Raw genomic sequence first — 18,616 nt, forward strand, 5'->3', positions numbered from 1 at the left:
CACAAGGCTGTTTCTACCCCGCACAGGCGCGCCATCCCGCTGGACAGTTTTTTAAAATGTCGCGCTCCATGCGCAGCTGTTCGTTTTCCCGCTGCAGCCGCGCAATCACGTCAGCTTGGTCCGCCGACGGCACCGCCGCTTGCGATGTGGGCGCCACGGCGCTGCCGCCGGCTTTCGCCGTGCCCTGCTCCGCCACCCACCGGCTCAGCACGGAGCCGTCAAGCCCGAGTTCCTTCGATACTGACTTCGCCGAGCGGCCGCTCGACAAAACCAGATCAACTGCCTGCCGCTTGTACTCGTCCGAATAAGAACGTCGCTGCCGTTTCGTCATCTGACACCTCTTGCTGTCTAAGCTATAGGTGTCCACCGATTTAGGGGAGGCTCAAGAGCGCCCTACTTCACCTCCGCCAGCGCCGCGAGGATGCGCGCCCACGAACGGATACCCTTCTGGAAGCTGCGGAGGTCGTACTTCTCGTTCGGCGAGTGGATGTTGTCGTCGTCGAGGCCGAAACCGACGAGCAGCGAATCCATCCCGAGCGCGCGCTTGAAGTCTGCGACGATCGGGATCGAGGCGCCCGATCCCATCAGCACGGTCTCCTTGCCCCACTCCTCGGTCAGCGCGGTCTTGGCCGCGGCGAGCGGCTTCATGTTCCAGTCGAGCGCTATCGCAGGCCCGGCGGAGTGGTCGCCGAACTCGACCTTGCAGTCTCCCGGAATGCGCGCCGTCACGTACTCACGGAAAGCCTTTCTGATCTTCGCGGGATCCTGGCCTTCGACCAGCCGGAACGAGACCTTGGCCGATGCGTGCGACGGGATCACCGTCTTCGAGCCCTCACCGATATATCCGCCCCAGATGCCGTTGACGTCGCAGGTCGGACGCGTGGAAGCCTGCTCGACCAGGAGCCTGCCCTTCTCGCCGGCGGGTATCGATAGCCCAACGGGCTTGAGGAACGTGTCCGGTGTGAAATCGAGCTTCTTCCACTGCGCGAGAATGTCCGGCGGCGTGTCCTTCACCCCGTCATAGAACCCGGGAATAGTGATACGGTTGTCATCGTCGAACAGCCCGCCGAGAATTTTGGTCAGCACCCGGATCGGGTTCATCGCGCTGCCGCCGAACACGCCGGAATGCAGGTCGCGATTGGCGGCGGTGATCTTGAGCTCCTCATAGAGCAGGCCGCGCAGCGAGGTCGTGATCGCCGGCGTGTCGCGGTCCCACATGCCGGTGTCGCAGACCAGCACGTAGTCCGCCCTAAACTCGTCCTTGTTGGCTTCGATGAACGGCACGAAGTTCTTCGAGCCGACTTCTTCCTCGCCTTCGATCAGGAACGTGACATCGATCGGCAGCGACCCCGTCACTTTCTTCCAGGCGCGGCAGGCCTCGACGAAGGTCATGACCTGGCCCTTGTCGTCCTCGGCGCCGCGCGCCACGATGATCTTGCGGCCGTCGGCATGGTCGGTCACAGCAGGCTCGAATGGCGGACGGTGCCAGAGCTCGAGGGGATCGACCGGCTGCACATCATAGTGGCCGTAGAACAGCACATGCGGCCGGCCGCCCGCGACGCTCTTGCCGACGACCGCGGGATGGCCGGCGGTCGGCCTCACTTCGGTCGCGACGCCGAGGCTCGCGATATCCCTGGCAAGATGCTCGGCCGCCGCCTTGCAATCGGCCGCGAAGGCCGGATCGGCGGAGATCGACTTGATCCGCAACAGCGAGAACAGACGCTCCAGGCTGTTGTCGAACTCCTTGTCGATGTGGTCGAGCACGGATTGAAGCTGCGCATTTGCCATTGGTCGTATTCCCTGCGTTCGAATCCCAAGACGTCGGGGCTCAAGATGTCTTCTCAAGAACTATCGGCTTTTAGCGCCGCCGCGGCGTTGGGGCCAGCCGCAACCGGCGGATGCCGGATGTGCCATGCGAGACTAGCTGCGAGGACCGCCGTGGCGACAAGGTTATTGCCCCAGGCCTGCAAGACATTGGGAAACCACGGCAGCGCCAGCAGCATGAGGATGCCGGCGGCGCCAAGGGCGAGCCAGGTTCCCAGGCGCACGTTCGCCCGCTCGTCGAAGGCGGCACGATGCATCAGCACCGTCATCGGGAAGAACAGCCAGATGAAGTAGTATTGCCGCGCCAGGGGCGAGGCCACCGTCATCAGGCAGAACAGGATGCCGAGCTCCTCGGCGTCCGAGCGCGCCGTACGCCGCATTTGCCGTGGCATGACCGCGACGAAGCCCAATCCGAGCAACGCCGACAGCGCCAGCACGATCCAGTTCGCCGTCCCGTAATCGACGTCGATGACGTTCATCGTGCGAGGCGGCTTGTTCGGATCCTCCTGATTGTAGTTGATGGGCCGGACCAGCCGGTGCGTGACAGCAATGAGCGACTGGTTCACCCACGACCAGTTCTGCTCGTCGCGCTGGCCAAATCCTTTTTCCGAACTCGACCCGACCATGCCCTGATACCAGGTCTTGACCTCGGCGGCGTTGCGCTCGAAGCCGCGAATGGGGGCCGGCACGATATAGAGAAGTATGCCGGTGAAGGCGACCGTAGCGACAGCGGCTCCCCACTTTCGCCGCCAGACCAGATAGGGCAGCACCGCAATGGGAAACACCTTGATAGCGGTGGCGAGCGCGAACATGAAGCCTGCGAGCCAGGAGCGTTGATGCTGCAAGCTCCAGAAGCCGTAGAGAATCATCGCCAGCAGGACGAGGTTCGGCTGGCCAAGATCGAACATGTCGAACACGAAGGTCACGGTGACGAGAGCGGGCAACGCCTCCAGCCAGGGGCCAGGCGTGCGGCCCGAACCGGTCATGGCATTGGAGAGCATCCCGGTGTACCACCACGCCGCAATATTCAGGATCGACAGCACGGTGTAGAGCGCGATCTTGCCGAACCAGCTCGGGATCGCCAGCAGGATCGCCGGCAGCGGTGGGTAGATGAACTCGAAGTACTCGCGGATGTCGGCGGGATAGAGCGGCCCACCGTTCAAGACCTGCTGCCCGGCCCAGTACCACAGGCCGTAGTCCTTGGTTTTGCCGTGGCCGAAGATCTCGGGACCAAGGACATCGGCAGCCAGGATGAAGCAGCAGAGCAGGAAGAGCAGGTCGAGCGGCGCACGCAACGACAGGTTTCGGAATGCGCCGGGTCGGACGAAAGATTTAAGTGAGGTCACGATGTGGTCCAGTCAGGGGCCATAGCACCTAGCAGACCGACGGACGCTTGGAGAGTCCTGATCACCCGAATTTGTACCCGCCGCGCACAAGCGGCGGGTCTGCGGACGAATTGCCTCAAACGAGGCTTTCTGCCTACCTGCGCAGCAAGCCGCCGAGCGCGCCGCGGACCAGCGTGCGGCCGATCGAGCCACCAAGCTGGCCGGCGACCGACTTGCCGATATTGGCGGCCATCCCCCCGATCACCTGATTGGTAACCGATCGGGTCATGTCGCGGGCGATGACCTGGCCGGTCGAGAGGCGGCCGCGCTTGACGTTGGTACCGAAGATGCTGCCGACCATCGAGCCGATCTGGCCGAGGATGCCGCCGCCTCCATTTCCGCCAGCCGCGCCGGGATCGGCAGTCGCAGCCGTGCCGGCAATGCGCTTCTGAATCATCTCGTAGGCGGACTCTGCATCGACGGCGGTGTCGTATTTGCCCTTCACCGGGCTTGCACCCATGATCGCCTTGCGCTCTTCCGGCGTGATCGGTCCGATCCGGGCCGATGGCGGCCGGATCATCACCCGCTCGACCATCGCCGGCGTGCCGTTGCCTTCGAGAAAGGACACCAGCGCCTCGCCCTTGCCGAGCTCCATGATCACCTTGGCAGTGTCGAGCTTCGGGTTGGGCCGGAAGGTCTGGGCCGCGGCGGCGACCGCCTTCTGGTCGCGCGGGGTGAAGGCGCGCAGCGCGTGCTGCACCCGGTTGCCCAATTGTCCGAGCACGCGGTCGGGTACGTCGACCGGGTTTTGCGTCACGAAATAGACGCCGACGCCTTTGGAGCGGATCAGGCGCACCACCTGCTCGATCTTGTCCATCAGCGCCTTGGGCGCGTCGTTGAACAACAGATGCGCCTCGTCGAAGAAGAAGACCAGCTTCGGCTTGGGCAGGTCACCGGCCTCGGGCAGCTCCTCGAACAATTCCGACAGCATCCACAGCAGGAATGTCGCGTAAAGCCGTGGGCTCTGCAGCAGCTTGTCGGCGACGAGGATGTTGACCATGCCGCGGCCGTCGCGGTCGGTCTTCATGAAGTCCTTCAGCGTCAGCGCCGGCTCGCCGAAGAATTTGTTGGCGCCCTGGTTCTCCAGCACCAGAAGCTGGCGCTGGATAGTGCCGACCGTGGCCTTGGTAACGTTGCCAAAACCCTGCGCCGCCTTCTTGATCTCGGCAAGCGGACTCTCCTCGGCATCCGTCCCCTTCTTGCCGGCATCGGGCACGATCGCATCGAGCAGCGCGCGCAGATCTTTCATGTCGATCAGCGTCAGCCCGTTGTCGTCGGCGACGCGGAAGGCGACGTTGAGCACGCCTTCCTGCACGTCGTTCAGGTCCAGCATACGTGCGAGCAGCAGCGGGCCCATTTCCGTGACGGTCGCACGCACCGGGTGGCCCTGCTCGCCGAACACGTCCCAGAACACCGTCGAGAACTGGTCGGGCTCGAACGTCAGGCCCATCTCGGTGGCGCGCTTGACGATGAAATCCTTGGCTTCGCCAACCTCGGAGATGCCGGAGAGGTCGCCCTTGATGTCGGCCGCGAACACTGGAACACCGGCGCGCGCAAATCCTTCCGCCATCACTTGCAGCGAGACCGTCTTGCCGGTTCCGGTTGCACCCGTGACGAGGCCGTGGCGATTGGCGAACGCCAGCGTCAGCCATGCCTGCTCGTTTCCTTTACCGACGAAGATCTTCTCGTCGGTATCACCGAGCTTGCTGTCCTGTGCGGTCATTATTCTCTGATCTCTCTGCCCTGTTTCGCATATCGAAACTCGAATGCACCAGTTCCGTAGTTTAACGCATGTCGCACGCTGATTGAAACCATTCAACGCGCTCCGGGCATGCGACATCGTCGGAAACATGCGGGTGGCATCCGCCGAAAGTAGGAACGACGCATTCGCATCGCGGCATTTTTTTGCCGATTTCATCTCCGCTCTTGCATCACTGCAACACTTCTCGCGCGTTCGAGACTGAATCGGAACGTTGATGGCGTTCATCGCTTGTATTTCACATCACACCGGCTCAAGATCATTTTCGAAAGCAATACTCCGGCATGTGAACCGGCTGAGGGGCGGCCATATGGACGAGCTGATCGGGCGGCTGGCGACAAACGCCAGCATAGATGGTGCTGTCGCCGAAAAGACCGTCGGCATTATCCTGGGCTTCCTCCGCAACGAGGGTCCTTCCGACAGCGTCCAGGTCCTGATCGACCACATTCCAGGTGCAGAAGCGGCAATCGAGGCGTCCGGCAGCGGCGGAGGACTGTCACGGCTGATGGGCGGCGGCCTGGTGGCGGTCGGCACGCGCCTGATGGGCCTGGGACTTGGCATGTCCGAGATTCAGAACATCGCCCGTGAACTTTTTCGCTTCGGCCGAGACAAAATCGGAGCGGATCAGATGGGCAAGATCATCGCGGGGACCCCGGGCCTCAGCCAGTTCGCCTGACGCCTGCGCATTTCACATCGAGTATCATGACATATCCGATCTCCGAGATTGAGGGCCTGTCGGCCTTTGCCGCCAACAAGTTGAAGGCGCAGGGTATCCGCACCACCGACGCGCTGCTCGAGGCGGCTTCGACCGTGAAGGGCCGCAAGGCGCTCTCCGCCAAGACCGGCATCAGCGAGCAGTTGCTGCTGGAATGGGCCAACGTCTCCGACTACATGCGCATCCCCGGCATGGGCCGGGCCAAGGTCGGCCTGGTCCGCGCGGCCGGCGTCACCACCGTGCGCGAGCTCGCCTACAGAAATCCGGCAAGGCTCGCCCAGAGCATGCGGGACGCCAACGAGAAGAAAAAGCTGCTCCGCATCCTGCCCTCGGAGAAGTCGGTCGGCGACATCATCGCCAAGGCGAAGAAGCTGCCGCCGAAGATTTCGTATTAGGGCTGCTGCTCTCCGGATACGGAGTGGGCGCTACTCTCTCGGCATCGTTTTGCCCGATGGGCAACAATGCATCCCCCAACTCCGCCGTCATACGCCGCGAAAGCGGGTATCCAGTACGCCGCGGCTCCTCCGTATCGTGGCACTGTCTCTGGAATACTGGATTGCCCGCTTTCGCGGGCAATGACAGCGAGGGTGTGCGAGGCCGTGCCGAAACGCTGGCAACCCACCGCTTCCCGTCTTGAATCCCCCCTTCCCGACCGCTAAAGCGGGCCGCATGAATGCCTCGCCCTCCCCATCCGTCCCGGCGGCCGGTTCAGTCGGGCTCGACGTGCTGCGGACGCTGCTGGAGCGGCCGATCCCGGCGGTGATGGGCGTGCTCAACGTCACCCCGGATTCATTCTCCGACGGCGGCGAATTCATCGCGCCCGAGCAGGCACTCGCGCGGGCACGGGCGATGATCGAGGCCGGGGTCGACATCATCGATATCGGTGCCGAGTCCACCCGGCCCTACAAGGGCGCCCGGCCGGTCACCGCGGCAGACGAACTGGCCCGGCTCGAGCCGGTGCTATCGGACATCGTGGCGCTCGGCGTGCCGGTCTCGATCGACAGCATGAAGGCGGAGGTGGTGGCCTTCGCGCTCGCCCAGGGTGCTGTGATCGCCAACGACGTCTGGGGCCTGCAGCGCGACGCCGGCATGGCGCCGATGGTGGCCGCCAAGGGCGCCCCCGTCATCGTCATGCACAACCGCGACAGCGTCGATCCCGCTATCGACATCATTGCGGACATGAAGGCGTTCTTCCAGCGCTCGCTGGATATCGCGGCAGAAGCCGGCATCGCCCGCGACAAGATCGTGCTCGATCCCGGCATCGGCTTCGGCAAGACGGCCGAACAGAGCATGATTGCGCTGGCGCGACTTCGCGAGCTTGACATGTTTGGCCTGCCGATCCTCGTTGGTGCCTCGCGAAAACGCTTCATCGCCTCGGTGTCGCCGTCGGAGCCGACAGAGCGGCTCGCCGGCTCGATCGCCGCGCATCTGATCGCTGCGCAACGCGGCGCGAAAATCATCAGGACCCATGACGTCGCCGAGACCTTGCAGGCCCTGCGAGTGGCGCACGCAATCGAGAGCAAGCCATGACCGATACGATCTTCGTGAGCGGCCTGTCGATCCATGCCCGCCACGGCGTGATGGAGCACGAGACCGAGGTCGGCCAGCGTTTTGTCATCGATCTCGAGCTCTATACCGACCTGTCGGAGCCGTCGCGCTCTGACCGCCTCTCCGACACCGTGTCCTACGCCGACGTCGTCGCGACCACCACCGCGGCCTTCAAGAACACCAACTACAAGCTGCTGGAGCGCGCGGCCGGCGCGGTCGCCGATGCCATCCTGTCGCACTTTCCGCGCATCCGTGCGGTCAAGATTACCGTGCACAAGCCACATGCGCCGATCGCCGCGATCTTCGACGACGTCGGCGTCATGCTGACGCGCTCGCGGCACCCCTGACATGGCGAGCGTCCTGATTGCGCTCGGCGGCAATGTCGGCGATGTCCGCGCGACGTTCCAGAAGGCGATCGCTCATATCTGCGGCATGGCGCAGGCTGCGTTGACCGCGCGCTCGTCGGACTATGCGACGCCGCCCTGGGGCGACGAGGACCAGGCCCCCTTCATCAACGCCTGCATCGAAATCGAGACCAGCCTCGATCCGCATGCGCTACTGTTCGTGATGCAGAAGGTCGAGCAGAAATTCGGCCGCACGCGCGATAAAGAGCGGCGCTGGGGCCCGCGCACGCTCGATCTCGACATGATCGCCTATGACGACGTGTCGATGCAGAAACCCGACCTGACCCTGCCGCATCCGCGCCTGTTCGAGCGCGCCTTTGTGCTGGTGCCGCTGGCCGAGATCGCGCCCGACCGCGTGATCGCAGGCATTCGTGTCCGTGACGGTCTCGCCAGCGTCTCGACACAAGGCATTGAGCGGCTTCCGGATACCGGTTAACCAAAAACAACCGTTTGCAGGGACGGCCGGCCGTGGCAATTTCGCCTGCGAACAACAAGATTTTCGGGAGCCCTTCGCCGTATGACCTCCGCGACTGACGACCTGCCGCTGGCGGCGGACTTTCCCAAGGCGACCGCCGAAGACTGGCGCAAACTGGTCGATGGCGTGCTGAAGGGCGCGCCGTTCGAGAAGCTGGTCGGCAAGACCTATGACGGCATCAGGATCGATCCGCTCTATCCGCGCGCCAAAGGCGTTGCGCCCGTGGTGGGGCGGCCGGCGGCGGCGCCCTGGCAGATCATGCAGCGGATAGATCATCCCGACGCAAGTGCGGCGAATGCGCAGGCACTCACCGATCTCGAAAATGGCGCGACGGGTCTGGCGCTGGTGTTCGCCGGCGGCAATGCCGCTCACGGCTTCGGGCTGGAACCGACCGCGGACGCAGTCGCAAAGATCTTGAAGGATGTCCATCTGGATGCCGGCATCGGCCTCGAGCTCGAGATCGGTCCGCAGTCACGGATGGCGGCGATCCACGTCGCGGAATATGTGAAGAGCAAGGGCATCGATCCCGCGGCCTGCGACATCCGCTTCGGGCTCGATCCGCTCGCGGCAGGCGCGGTGTGGGGCCATAGCCCCTATACCTGGGACGAGATCGTTCCGGCCATCACTGGCGGCATCAAGGGCCTCGCCGCGCTCGGCTTCAAGGGTCCGTTTGCATCGGCCGACGGACGCGTGATCCACGATGCCGGTGGCTCGGAGGTGCAGGAGCTCGCCTTCGTGCTCGCCTGCGGCGTCGCCTATTTGCGCGCGATCGAGAGCGCGGGCGTTCCGCTGGAGCAGGCGCAGGGCACGGTCTATGCGCGGCTTGCCGCGGATGCAGATCAGTTCCTCACAATGGCAAAATTCCGCGCATTGCGGCTGCTGTGGGCGCGTATCGAGACGGCGTGCGGGCTCACGCCAAGACCACTGTTCATCGCCGCCGATACCGCCTGGCGCATGCTGACGCAGCGCGATCCCTATGTGAACATGCTGCGCGCGACCATGGCGACGTTTGCGGCCGGACTTGCCGGCGCCAACGCGATCACCGTGCTGCCGCATACGCTGGCGCTCGGCCTGCCCGATCCGTTCGCGCGGCGCGTGGCGCGCAATACGCAGCTCGTGCTGCTGGAAGAGAGCAATCTCGCCAAGGTCAGCGATCCCGCGGCAGGCGCAGGCGGCATCGAGGCGCTGACGGGCCAGCTCTGCGACGCGGCCTGGGCGCTATTCCAGGAGAGCGAGAAAGCCGGCGGCGCCTTCGCCGCGCTTCAGCAGGGCCTGTTCCAGAGCAAGGTCGCGGCCGCGCGAAAAGTCCGCGACTCCAACATCGCAAAACGCCGCGACGTGCTGACCGGTGCCAGCGAGTTTCCGAATCTGCGCGAGAACGAGACTACGGTGCTGAAGGCGACGCCGATCGCGCTGGCGCCTTATGGCGAGCAAAAATACAAGTTCGACGCGCTGCCGCCGATCCGGCTTGCGGAACCGTTCGAGGTGCTGCGCGACAAATCCGATGCAGCGTTGAAGGCAAACGGCGCGCGGCCGAAAGTGTTTTTGGCCAATCTCGGCACGCCCGCCGATTTCACGGCGCGCGCGACCTTTGCCAAGAGCTTGTTCGAGACCGGCGGCATCCAGGCCGTCGACAACGAGGGCTTCGCCGATCCGGCCCTGTTGGCTGCCGCCTTCAAGGCCTCTGGCGCCGAGCTTGCCTGCCTTTGTTCCAGCGATAAGGTCTATGCGGAACACGCCGAAGCCGCGGCGCAGGCCCTGCAAACCGCCGGGGCCCGGCTTATCTATCTGGCAGGCCGCCCGACCGATGCCGAGGCGGCGCTGCGTGCAGCCGGGGTCACCGGTTTCGTCTTTGCCGGTGGTGATGCGCTTGCGACGCTGCAAGACACGTATCGACGGATGGAGCAGCCATGACGGAAGCAGGCAAACCCGTTCTCACCGGCGGCTGCCAATGCGGGGCAGTGCGCTTTGGAGTCATGACGGCGCCGAACAGGATTTCGATCTGCCACTGCCGGATGTGCCAGAAGGCCAGCGGGGCGCCGTTCGCCTCTTTTGCCGACATCAACAAGACGGACTTCGCCTGGACCAAGGGGAAGCCGTCGTTCTTCCGCTCCTCCTCCATCGCCGAGCGCGGCTTTTGCGCCGCCTGCGGCACGCCGCTGAGCTTTGGCCGCATCGACGGCGACCGAATCGAGATCATGACCGGCGCGTTCGACCGTCCTGACCACGTGGTGCCGACACGGCAGTTCGGCACCGAGTCCCGTCTCGGCTGGGTGGTCGGGATCGCCAATTTGCCGAGCCAGACCACGCAGCAGAATTACGGACCGGAGAAGCTGGCGACCATCGTCAGCCATCAGCATCCCGATCATGATTGAGCGCCTATGATATGGTTGAAACCATGACCCGCATTCCTGATTTCGCCGACGTCGCCTTCGAGCGCGCCAACACCGCCGCGCCATCAGGCAGCGCCGAGCCGTGGCTGACGCCCGAGGGCATTCTGGTGAAGCCCGCTTATAGCGAGGCCGACCTGGCCGGGCTCGACTTCCTCGAGACTTATCCGGGCATCGCGCCTTATCTGCGCGGCCCCTACCCGACCATGTATGTCAACCAGCCCTGGACTGTGCGGCAATATGCCGGCTTCTCCACGGCGGAGGACTCCAACGCATTCTATCGCCGCAATCTCGCGGCCGGACAGAAGGGCCTTTCGGTCGCATTCGACCTCGCCACCCATCGCGGTTATGACAGCGATCATCCGCGCGTCGGCGGCGACGTCGGCATGGCCGGCGTTGCCATCGATTCCATCTACGACATGCGTACGCTGTTCGCGGGCATTCCGCTCGACCAGATGAGCGTGTCCATGACCATGAACGGCGCGGTGCTGCCGATCCTGGCGCTCTACGTTGCGGCTGCCGAGGAACAGGGCGTGCCGCCGGAGAAGCTCTCAGGGACCATTCAGAACGACATTCTGAAAGAGTTCATGGTGCGCAACACCTACATCTATCCGCCCGCGCCCTCGATGCGGATCATCTCGGACATTTTTGCGTACACCTCGCAAAAAATGCCGAAATACAATTCGATCTCGATCTCCGGCTATCACATGCAGGAGGCCGGGGCGACGCAGGACCTCGAGCTCGCCTATACGCTGGCCGACGGTGTTGAATATCTTCGTGCCGGCCTTGCGGCGGGCCTCGATGTCGACCGCTTCGCGCCGCGCCTGTCGTTCTTCTGGGCGACCGGGATGAACTTCTTCATGGAAGTCGCCAAGATGCGCGCCGCCCGGCTGCTCTGGGCGAAGCTGCTCAAGCCTTTCAATCCCAGGGATCCGCGCTCGCTGTCACTGCGCACGCATTGTCAGACATCCGGCTGGTCGCTGACCGCGCAGGACGTCTTCAACAACGTCATGCGCACGACGGTGGAAGCGATGGCGGCAACGCAGGGTCACACCCAGTCGCTGCACACCAACGCGCTCGACGAGGCGCTGGCGCTGCCGACCGATTTCTCCGCGCGCATCGCCCGCAACACGCAGCTCTTCCTGCAGCAGGAGAGCGGCACCACCCGCATCATCGATCCCTGGGGCGGCTCGTATTATGTCGAGCGTCTGACGCGCGACCTCGCCGCCAAGGCCTGGAGCCACATCCAGGAGGTCGAGGAGCTCGGGGGCATGGCCAAGGCGATCGAGGCCGGCGTGCCCAAGCTGCGCATCGAGGAGGCCTCGGCCAAGACCCAGGCCCGCATCGATGCCGGCAAGCAGGCGGTGATCGGCGTCAACAAATACAAGCCGACCGACGAAGCTCCGATCGATATCCTCAAGGTCGACAATACCAATGTCCGCCGGCTCCAGATCGACAAGCTGACGCGGCTGAAATCCGAACGCAATCAGAAGGACGTCGAGGCCGCGCTCGCTGCGCTGACGCGCTCGGCCGGCGAAGGCAATGGCAATCTGCTGGCGCTCGCCATCGACGCTGCGCGTGCGAAGGCCACCGTCGGCGAGATCTCGGACGCGATGGAGAAGGTGTTCGGCCGGCACCGCGCCGAGATCAAGTCCATCACCGGCGTCTACAAGCGGGAGGCGTCCAGCATGGGTAACCGGGTCGAGAAGGTTCAGGCGCTGATCGACGCCTTCGAGGAGGCGGAAGGCCGCCGTCCGCGCATCCTGGTCGCGAAAATCGGCCAGGACGGTCACGATCGCGGCCAGAAGGTGATCGCGTCCGCCTTCGCCGATATCGGCTTCGACGTCGATATCGGACCGCTGTTCGCGACCGCCGACGAAGCCGCGCGCCAGGCGGTCGAGAACGACGTCCACATCCTCGGCGTCTCCTCGCTCGCCGCCGCCCACCTCACCGCAGTGCCAGAGCTGAAGGCCGCGCTGAAGAAGCAGGGCCGCGACGACATCATGATCATCGTCGGCGGCGTGGTGCCGCCACAGGATTACGACGCGCTCTACGCGGCCGGCGCCGAAGCCATCTTCCCGCCGGGCACAGTGATCGCGGACGCGGCCGAGGAGCTGATCCGCAAGCTGAATGCCCGGCTCGGGCATAGCGAGGCGGCGGAGTAGGTCGCCATCGATCTTCGAAAGGACAGTGCGTGATATTTTCCGCGCCAGCGTTCATGCGCGCGTTAGCTGTGGGCGCAGCTTGCAGCGCGTTGTTGGCTACCGCCCATGCAGCCGACCCCAAGCCCGACGCGGTCATCAAGACCAAGAGCATCGAGGCCCGCGTCTTCCTCGACGACAAGGTCAAGGTCGATGCCGCGCTGGTGGCGGATTGCCTAGCCGAAGGCAAGAAGTGGATCGACAAGAACGCGGCAGAAGCCGCCGCGTCGCGCAAAGAGGATCCGCAGTTCTTCAGGGATGGCGGCTGGGACTTCGAGCGCAAATACGCGGTCCGCTCCGTCGTTGCCGACCGCTATGTCAGCGTCCTGCGCAACGACTATATGGACACCCACGGCGCCCATCCCAACTCCGACGTGAACACTGTCCTGTGGGACAAGGCGGAGAACAAGCGCATCTCCATCCGCCCGTTCTTCGCCGAGACCTCCGACAACGGCCCGGCCATGAAGGCAATGGTGAAGGCGGTGATCGCCTCGTTGAAGATCGAGAAGAAGAAGCGCGATACGAGCGAGACCGCCACCGACGAATGGTTCAAGAGCGTGGAGCCGAGCCTGCTCAAGATCGGCGCCGTGACGCTCGCGCCCTCAACCGACGCGGGCAAGAGTTCCGGCCTCACCTTCCACTATCCGCCCTATGCAGTCGGACCCTACGCCGAGGGCGATTATGTCGCATTCGTGCCGTGGCAAACGCTGAAGCCCTATCTCACCGCAGAAGGCACCCGCATTTTCGGTGGCGCGCGACCGAAGAGCGACGCGGACGAGCCGCAGTGATCGTGTTGAGCAGCGACAGGTTGCTCGCAGAGCGCTGGTAGCGCTGCCTTGCAGCCGCGCTGCAAAGCCGACTAGAATGTCGCCATAGACAAGAGCGCCTGACGTCATGGGCGCCGCTGGGAGGCATTCATGTCCAAGATTACGCGCCGCAGCTTTGCGGCCTCTTCCGCTGCGGTTGCAGCGTCGGCCGCATTCGGCCTCACACCCGCACTTGCGCAAGCCTATCCGGCGCGGCCCGTCACCGTGATCGTGCCCTGGGGCGCGGGCGGCGGCACTGACGCGACTGCGCGCATTGTCGCAGCGCTTCTGGAGAAGGATCTCGGCCAGCCCTTCAACGTAGTCAATCGCACCGGCGGCTCCGGCGTCGTCGGCCATACCGCGATCGCGACCGCGCAGCCGGATGGCTACACCATCGGCATGCTCACGGTCGAAATCTCGATGATGCACTGGCAAGGGCTGACCGAGCTGGCGCCGAAGAGCTACACCCCGCTGGCGCTGATGAACGAAGATCCCCCGGGCATCCAGGTCTCCTCCTCCTCGCCTTACAAGACGGTGAAGGAACTCTCGGAAGCCATCAAGGCGGCCCCTCCCGGCAAGTTCAAGGCCTCCGGCACCGGCCAGGGCGGCATCTGGCATCTTGCGCTGGTCGGCTGGATGCAGGCGATGGGCCTGCCCGCCAACCAGGTCGCCTGGGTGCCGTCGAACGGCGCCGCACCCGCGATGCAGGACCTCGCCGCCGGCGGCCTCGACCTCACCACCTGCTCGGTGCCGGAAGCCCGTGCCATCATCGAGGCCGGCAAGGCCAGGAGCCTTGCCATCATGGCGCCGGCACGCAATCCGATCTTCAAGGACGTGCCGACGCTGAAGGAGGCGATGGGCATCGACTACGCGACCGGCGCCTGGCGCGGCATCGGTGCGCCGAAGAACCTTCCGCCGGAGATCGCAACGAAGCTCACCGCGGCGCTGAAGAAGGTCTATGACTCCGCCGAGTTCAAGGACTTCATGGGCAATCGCGGCTTCGGCACCGTGTGGGGCGATGCCGGCCAGTTCGCAAGCTTCATGGACAAGGGGGACGCTCAGATGGGCGAAGCGATGAAGGCGGCGGGTTTGAGCAAGGCGTGATCTCCTGCGGCTCTCACGCGAGGCGATAGTTGATTGAAGTGGCCGGTCCGCACGCTCAGTTCACCTCGCCCCGCTTGCGGGGAGAGGTCGGAATGCGCGCGAAGCGCGGATTCCGGGTGAGGGGAACTCTCCGCGAATCCAACTTTCATCTCCCCCGCGGAGAGCCCCCTCACCCCGACCCTCTCCCCGCGCGCGGGGAGAGGGAGAACACCTCTCATAGGACTCCTCCCATGCGCCTTCCCGACTCCGTCACGGGATCGTTTCTCGTCGTGCTCGGCACAGCAGCCGCCTATGGCGGCTGGCTGCTGCCGCCGGTGCCCGGACAGCCGGTCGGCCCCAACGTATTTCCGCTCGTGATCGGCATCGGGCTTGCGCTGTGCGGGCTCGCGATCGTGTTCGGGATCGGCCACACCTCCGAAGAGGCGGAAGAGCTGATCCCGCTCGAGGATGGCCAGGCAGCGGCTGCCCCGCCGCCGCAGGGAAAGTTGTACGGCCTGCGCGCGCTGCTGCCGCCGGCGCTGCTGCTGTTCTACGTGGTCGCGGCCGACCGGCTCGGCTTCATCGTCACCGCGGCGATCATGGTCTACGTCACCTCGACGGCGTTGGGAGCGAAGTGGAAGCTGGCGCTGCCGCTCGCGGCGCTGGCGCCCTTCGCCATCCACCTCATCTTCGGCAAGCTGCTGCGCGTGCCGCTTCCCGCCGGCCTGTTGCCGACGCCCTGGTGATCCCATGCTGAAAACCCTGATCGAAGCGTTCGCACTGATTTCCACCTGGGAGGTCATCATTGCGATGTTCGCAGCCTCGGTGTACGGGCTCGTGATCGGCTCGCTGCCGGGCCTGTCGGCGACGATGGCAACCGCCCTGCTCGTCCCCGTCACCTTCTATCTCTCGCCGATCGCAGCGATTGCGACCATCGTGGCGGCCTCCTCGATGGCGATCTTCTCCGGCGACATTCCCGGTGCGCTGCTGCGCATCCCCGGCACGCCCGCCTCCGCCGCCTATGCCGACGAGGCTTACGCCATGACCCGCAAGGGACAGGCCGAGCTGGCCCTCGGGGCCGGCGTGTGGTTCTCGGCCGTCGGCGGCATCGCCGGCGTGCTGTCGCTGATGATCCTGGCGCCGCCGCTGGCCGAGATCGCGCTGTCGTTCTCGACCTTCGAGTATTTCTGGCTGGCGCTGCTCGGCCTGATGTGCGCGACGCTGGTGGCACGCTCCTCGCCGGTGAAGGCGATCGCCGGCATGTTCCTCGGCCTGCTGGTCTCCTGCATCGGCATCGAAAATCCCGGCGGCGTGCCGCGCTTCACCTTCGGCCTCACCGATCTGTTCGGCGGCATCGAGCCGATCCCCGCGCTGGTCGGCGTGTTCGCGGTGGCGCAGGTGATGCGCGCGATGCTGACGCCCGAGCCGCCGCCGCTGCCGCGCCGCAAATTCGGAAGCATCATGGCCGGCCAGTGGAAGCTGACCAAGAAATACCATTGGCAGATGACGCGCGGAAACATCGTCGGCATCATCATCGGTGTGCTGCCCGGCGCCGGCGCCGACATGGCCGCCTGGGTCTCGTATGCGATGTCGAAGCGCTTCTCCAAGGAGCCGGAGAAATTCGGCACCGGCCACGTCGAGGGCCTGGTCGAGGCCGGCGCCAGCAACAATGCCAGCATCGCCTCGGGCTGGGTGCCGTCGTTGTTGTTCGGCATCCCCGGCGACACCATCGCCGCGATCGCGATCGGCGTGCTCTACATGAAGGGACTCAACCCCGGACCGACGCTGTTCACCGAGAAAGCGTCGAGCATGTACGCGATCTATCTGATGTTCATCATCGCGAACATTTTGATGATCCCGCTCGGCATCGCCATGATCCGGATTGCCGCCTACATCCTGCTGGCACCGCGCTCCGCCATCATGCCGATCATCATGCTGTGCTGCGCGGTTGGCTCGTTCGCGATCGGCAATAACATGTTCGGCGTCGTCACCGTCGCCGCCTTCGGCGTGATCGGCTATGTCATGGAAGCAAACGGCTATCCCGTCGCCGCAATGGTGCTCGGCATCGTCATGGGCACCATGGTCGAGCAGGCTTTTGTCACTTCGCTGATCAAGTCGGACGGCAGCATTTTGCCGTTTTTCGAGCGCCCCATGGCCGCGATCCTCGCCGCCATGGCGATCGGGGCGCTGCTGTGGCCGGTGATGGTCTGGGCGTGGCGCAAGCTGAAACCGGTGCGGAGCGGGGTGGCGGCGACATCCCGGTGATATCGGGTGAGCAACCCTCGCCTGCCCCGCGCCGGCGTTGTAAAGCAGGGCATGGTTGAGAAAAAGCCTTCACTGGACATCAAATCCCTCGCCCGTGACCTCCGCGCCGGCAGCCGCGCGGCGCTGGCGCGGGCCATCACGCTGGTCGAGAGCCGGCGCAGCGACCATCAGGCGCTGGCGCGCGAGCTGGTGCAGATGCTCTTGCCTGACACCGGCAGAGCGGTCCGCGTCGGCATCACCGGCTCGCCCGGCGTCGGCAAATCCACCACCATCGACGCGCTCGGCACCCATCTCATCGAGCAAGGCCACAAGGTCGCGGTGCTCGCGGTCGATCCGTCCTCGGCGCGCAGCGGCGGCTCGATCCTCGGCGACAAGACGCGGATGACCCGGCTCTCGGCCTCCGACGACGCCTTCATCCGCCCCTCGCCGTCCTCGGGCACGCTCGGCGGTGTAGCGGCGAAAACGCGCGAGGCGATGCTGCTCTGCGAAGCCGCCGGCTTCGACGTCGTGCTGGTCGAGACCGTCGGCATCGGCCAGTCCGAGACCGCAGTCTGCGACATGACCGATTTCTTCCTGGCCCTGATGCTGCCGGGCGGCGGCGACGAATTGCAGGGCATCAAGAAGGGCCTGGTCGAGCTCGCCGACATGATCGCGATCAACAAGGCCGACGGCGACAATCTCAAGCGCGCCAACATCACCGCCGCCGACTATCGCGGCGCGCTGCATATCCTGACGCCGCGCTCCGAGCACTGGCATCCGCCGGTCGAGACCTATTCGGCGCTGACCGGCGACGGCATCGCGAAGATCTGGCAGAAAGTCCTCGATCACCGCAAGGCGATGAATGCATCCGGCGACTTCGCCGCGCGGCGGCGCGAGCAGCAGGTGAAATGGATGTGGTCGATGCTGGAGCAACGCATGCTGGCGCGCTTGCGCAGCGAGGCGTCGGTGCGCACCAGGGTCCGGAAGATCGAGACTGAGGTGGCCGACGGCCATCTCACGCCGGCGCTCGCCGCCGAAAAGATCCTGGAGTTGCTGCAATGAGCGACAAGCTCCGCATTCTCCTCACCGGCTTCGGCCCGTTTCCCGGCGCGCCCTACAATCCGACCCAGCCTCTGGTCGCCCGGCTGGGGCAATTGCGGCGTCCCGCACTCGACGATACCGCGATTTCCAGCCACATCTTCCCGGTCACCTATGCCGCGGTGGACCGCCAATTGCCGGAGGTGCTCGCGAGAGAGAAGCCCGATGCGCTGCTGATGTTCGGCCTCGCCGCACGCACGCCCTATCTGCGCATCGAGAGCCGCGCGCGCAACGCCGTCACCATGCTGTGGCCCGATGCCGCCAACACTCGCGCGAGCAAGCGCGGCATCGCCGGCAGTGCGGACGCGATGATTTTCGGACCGCACACCGCCAGGCTGCTGCGCGCCGCGCGCCTCACCGGCATCGACGCGCGCGCCTCGCGGGATGCCGGCGCCTATCTCTGCAATTACCTGAGCTGGCGCGCGATCGAAAACGTCAGGGCCGGCGGGCCAAAGCTGGCCGCGTTCATCCATATTCCCCTGCTTGCGCGCAGTGGCGCCGTGCGCCGCAAGGGCGCGCCGCGGATCACGTTCGAGGAACTGGTGGATGCGGGGGAAGCGATGCTGATGGAGATGGTGCAGTTGGCACGGAAGGCTCGGAACACGACTGCGTAAACATTTAACCCTACCGCGAACAATCCTCACGCGACCAGCCGCCCTGCGCTACCTAGCCGCTGCGGACCCC

The 18,616-nt window shown here is 65.0% G+C and carries 18 protein-coding genes; 14 read left to right on the plus strand and 4 right to left on the minus strand.

What is annotated here, in order from left to right; translation table 11 throughout:
- Nucleotides 1-13: 13 nt before the first annotated feature.
- The 4 genes from AC0L2F_RS03255 to AC0L2F_RS03270 form a co-directional block, all read right to left on the minus strand.
- Complete coding sequence (locus AC0L2F_RS03255) at nucleotides 14-331, minus strand: IS3 family transposase (protein WP_063996673.1); 318 nt, start codon at nucleotides 329-331, stop codon at nucleotides 14-16.
- Between the two features lie 62 nt (nucleotides 332-393).
- Complete coding sequence (locus AC0L2F_RS03260) at nucleotides 394-1,788, minus strand: M20/M25/M40 family metallo-hydrolase (protein WP_007608197.1); 1,395 nt, start codon at nucleotides 1,786-1,788, stop codon at nucleotides 394-396.
- Between the two features lie 53 nt (nucleotides 1,789-1,841).
- On the minus strand, nucleotides 1,842-3,170 hold the full coding sequence (locus AC0L2F_RS03265; protein WP_473247463.1) for a glycosyltransferase family 87 protein: 1,329 nt from the start codon (nucleotides 3,168-3,170) through the stop codon (nucleotides 1,842-1,844).
- A gap of 133 nt (nucleotides 3,171-3,303) precedes the next feature.
- The gene (locus tag AC0L2F_RS03270) at nucleotides 3,304-4,932 is read right to left on the minus strand and encodes a helicase HerA-like domain-containing protein (RefSeq protein WP_473247464.1); all 1,629 of its coding nucleotides are present in this window, start codon (nucleotides 4,930-4,932) and stop codon (nucleotides 3,304-3,306) included.
- 346 nt (nucleotides 4,933-5,278) lie between these two features.
- Between AC0L2F_RS03270 and AC0L2F_RS03275 the strand changes: the two genes are divergently transcribed.
- The 14 genes from AC0L2F_RS03275 to AC0L2F_RS03340 all read left to right on the plus strand — a co-directional run bounded on the left by AC0L2F_RS03275 (nucleotide 5,279) and on the right by AC0L2F_RS03340 (nucleotide 18,546).
- The gene (locus AC0L2F_RS03275) at nucleotides 5,279-5,644 is read left to right on the plus strand and encodes a DUF2267 domain-containing protein (protein WP_473247465.1); all 366 of its coding nucleotides are present in this window, start codon (nucleotides 5,279-5,281) and stop codon (nucleotides 5,642-5,644) included.
- Between the two features lie 26 nt (nucleotides 5,645-5,670).
- A complete protein-coding gene (locus AC0L2F_RS03280; protein ID WP_007608193.1) occupies nucleotides 5,671-6,078 on the plus strand; it encodes a DUF4332 domain-containing protein in 408 nt (135 codons plus the stop codon).
- Between the two features lie 274 nt (nucleotides 6,079-6,352).
- Nucleotides 6,353-7,213, plus strand: a complete 861-nt coding sequence (gene folP / locus AC0L2F_RS03285) for a dihydropteroate synthase (RefSeq protein WP_473247466.1) — start codon at nucleotides 6,353-6,355, stop codon at nucleotides 7,211-7,213.
- Complete coding sequence (folB, locus tag AC0L2F_RS03290) at nucleotides 7,210-7,578, plus strand: dihydroneopterin aldolase (protein ID WP_007608190.1); 369 nt, start codon at nucleotides 7,210-7,212, stop codon at nucleotides 7,576-7,578. The genes folP and folB overlap by 4 nt, the downstream gene beginning before the upstream one ends.
- A 1-nt stretch (nucleotide 7,579) precedes the next feature.
- Nucleotides 7,580-8,071 carry a 2-amino-4-hydroxy-6-hydroxymethyldihydropteridine diphosphokinase gene (folK, locus tag AC0L2F_RS03295; protein WP_007608188.1) on the plus strand — a complete coding sequence of 164 codons (492 nt, stop codon included), beginning with the start codon at nucleotides 7,580-7,582 and terminating at the stop codon, nucleotides 8,069-8,071.
- Between the two features lie 81 nt (nucleotides 8,072-8,152).
- Entirely contained in the window at nucleotides 8,153-10,024 is a 1,872-nt protein-coding gene (locus AC0L2F_RS03300) for a methylmalonyl-CoA mutase family protein (protein ID WP_473247468.1), read from the plus strand.
- Nucleotides 10,021-10,485: a GFA family protein gene (locus AC0L2F_RS03305; protein WP_473247469.1), complete on the plus strand. Its 465-nt coding sequence runs from the start codon at nucleotides 10,021-10,023 to the stop codon at nucleotides 10,483-10,485. Before AC0L2F_RS03300 ends, AC0L2F_RS03305 begins: the two co-directional genes overlap by 4 nt.
- A gap of 23 nt (nucleotides 10,486-10,508) precedes the next feature.
- Nucleotides 10,509-12,665 (plus strand): methylmalonyl-CoA mutase, encoded by a 2,157-nt coding sequence (gene scpA / locus AC0L2F_RS03310; RefSeq protein ID WP_473247470.1) that lies wholly within the window; start codon nucleotides 10,509-10,511, stop codon nucleotides 12,663-12,665.
- Between the two features lie 53 nt (nucleotides 12,666-12,718).
- Entirely contained in the window at nucleotides 12,719-13,489 is a 771-nt protein-coding gene (locus AC0L2F_RS03315) for an RsiV family protein (RefSeq protein WP_473247471.1), read from the plus strand.
- A gap of 129 nt (nucleotides 13,490-13,618) precedes the next feature.
- Nucleotides 13,619-14,611 (plus strand): tripartite tricarboxylate transporter substrate binding protein, encoded by a 993-nt coding sequence (locus AC0L2F_RS03320; protein ID WP_473247472.1) that lies wholly within the window; start codon nucleotides 13,619-13,621, stop codon nucleotides 14,609-14,611.
- Between the two features lie 230 nt (nucleotides 14,612-14,841).
- The gene (locus AC0L2F_RS03325) at nucleotides 14,842-15,336 is read left to right on the plus strand and encodes a tripartite tricarboxylate transporter TctB family protein (protein WP_473247474.1); all 495 of its coding nucleotides are present in this window, start codon (nucleotides 14,842-14,844) and stop codon (nucleotides 15,334-15,336) included.
- 4 nt (nucleotides 15,337-15,340) lie between these two features.
- Nucleotides 15,341-16,855, plus strand: coding sequence for a tripartite tricarboxylate transporter permease (locus AC0L2F_RS03330; RefSeq protein WP_473247475.1), 1,515 nt, complete (start codon nucleotides 15,341-15,343; stop codon nucleotides 16,853-16,855).
- A 51-nt stretch (nucleotides 16,856-16,906) separates the two neighbouring features.
- The gene (gene meaB, locus AC0L2F_RS03335) at nucleotides 16,907-17,896 is read left to right on the plus strand and encodes a methylmalonyl Co-A mutase-associated GTPase MeaB (protein WP_473247476.1); all 990 of its coding nucleotides are present in this window, start codon (nucleotides 16,907-16,909) and stop codon (nucleotides 17,894-17,896) included.
- Nucleotides 17,893-18,546, plus strand: a complete 654-nt coding sequence (locus AC0L2F_RS03340; RefSeq protein WP_473247477.1) for a pyroglutamyl-peptidase I — start codon at nucleotides 17,893-17,895, stop codon at nucleotides 18,544-18,546. The genes meaB and AC0L2F_RS03340 overlap by 4 nt, the downstream gene beginning before the upstream one ends.
- The last annotated feature ends 70 nt before the right edge of the window (nucleotides 18,547-18,616 follow it).

The organism is Bradyrhizobium sp. Ken64 (genome assembly GCF_055807555.1).

Coding starts and splice junctions, on each gene's coding strand:
- AC0L2F_RS03260 (WP_007608197.1), bottom strand. CDS start 1,788: ATGGCAAATGCGCAGCTTCAATCCGTGCTCGACCACATCGACAAGGAG.
- AC0L2F_RS03255 (WP_063996673.1), bottom strand. CDS start 331: ATGACGAAACGGCAGCGACGTTCTTATTCGGACGAGTACAAGCGGCAG.
- AC0L2F_RS03330 (WP_473247475.1), top strand. CDS start 15,341: ATGCTGAAAACCCTGATCGAAGCGTTCGCACTGATTTCCACCTGGGAG.
- AC0L2F_RS03275 (WP_473247465.1), top strand. CDS start 5,279: ATGGACGAGCTGATCGGGCGGCTGGCGACAAACGCCAGCATAGATGGT.
- AC0L2F_RS03305 (WP_473247469.1), top strand. CDS start 10,021: ATGACGGAAGCAGGCAAACCCGTTCTCACCGGCGGCTGCCAATGCGGG.
- folK (WP_007608188.1), top strand. CDS start 7,580: ATGGCGAGCGTCCTGATTGCGCTCGGCGGCAATGTCGGCGATGTCCGC.
- folB (WP_007608190.1), top strand. CDS start 7,210: ATGACCGATACGATCTTCGTGAGCGGCCTGTCGATCCATGCCCGCCAC.
- AC0L2F_RS03320 (WP_473247472.1), top strand. CDS start 13,619: ATGTCCAAGATTACGCGCCGCAGCTTTGCGGCCTCTTCCGCTGCGGTT.
- AC0L2F_RS03315 (WP_473247471.1), top strand. CDS start 12,719: ATGCGCGCGTTAGCTGTGGGCGCAGCTTGCAGCGCGTTGTTGGCTACC.
- meaB (WP_473247476.1), top strand. CDS start 16,907: ATGGTTGAGAAAAAGCCTTCACTGGACATCAAATCCCTCGCCCGTGAC.
- scpA (WP_473247470.1), top strand. CDS start 10,509: ATGACCCGCATTCCTGATTTCGCCGACGTCGCCTTCGAGCGCGCCAAC.
- AC0L2F_RS03280 (WP_007608193.1), top strand. CDS start 5,671: ATGACATATCCGATCTCCGAGATTGAGGGCCTGTCGGCCTTTGCCGCC.
- AC0L2F_RS03300 (WP_473247468.1), top strand. CDS start 8,153: ATGACCTCCGCGACTGACGACCTGCCGCTGGCGGCGGACTTTCCCAAG.
- AC0L2F_RS03270 (WP_473247464.1), bottom strand. CDS start 4,932: ATGACCGCACAGGACAGCAAGCTCGGTGATACCGACGAGAAGATCTTC.
- AC0L2F_RS03325 (WP_473247474.1), top strand. CDS start 14,842: ATGCGCCTTCCCGACTCCGTCACGGGATCGTTTCTCGTCGTGCTCGGC.
- folP (WP_473247466.1), top strand. CDS start 6,353: ATGAATGCCTCGCCCTCCCCATCCGTCCCGGCGGCCGGTTCAGTCGGG.
- AC0L2F_RS03340 (WP_473247477.1), top strand. CDS start 17,893: ATGAGCGACAAGCTCCGCATTCTCCTCACCGGCTTCGGCCCGTTTCCC.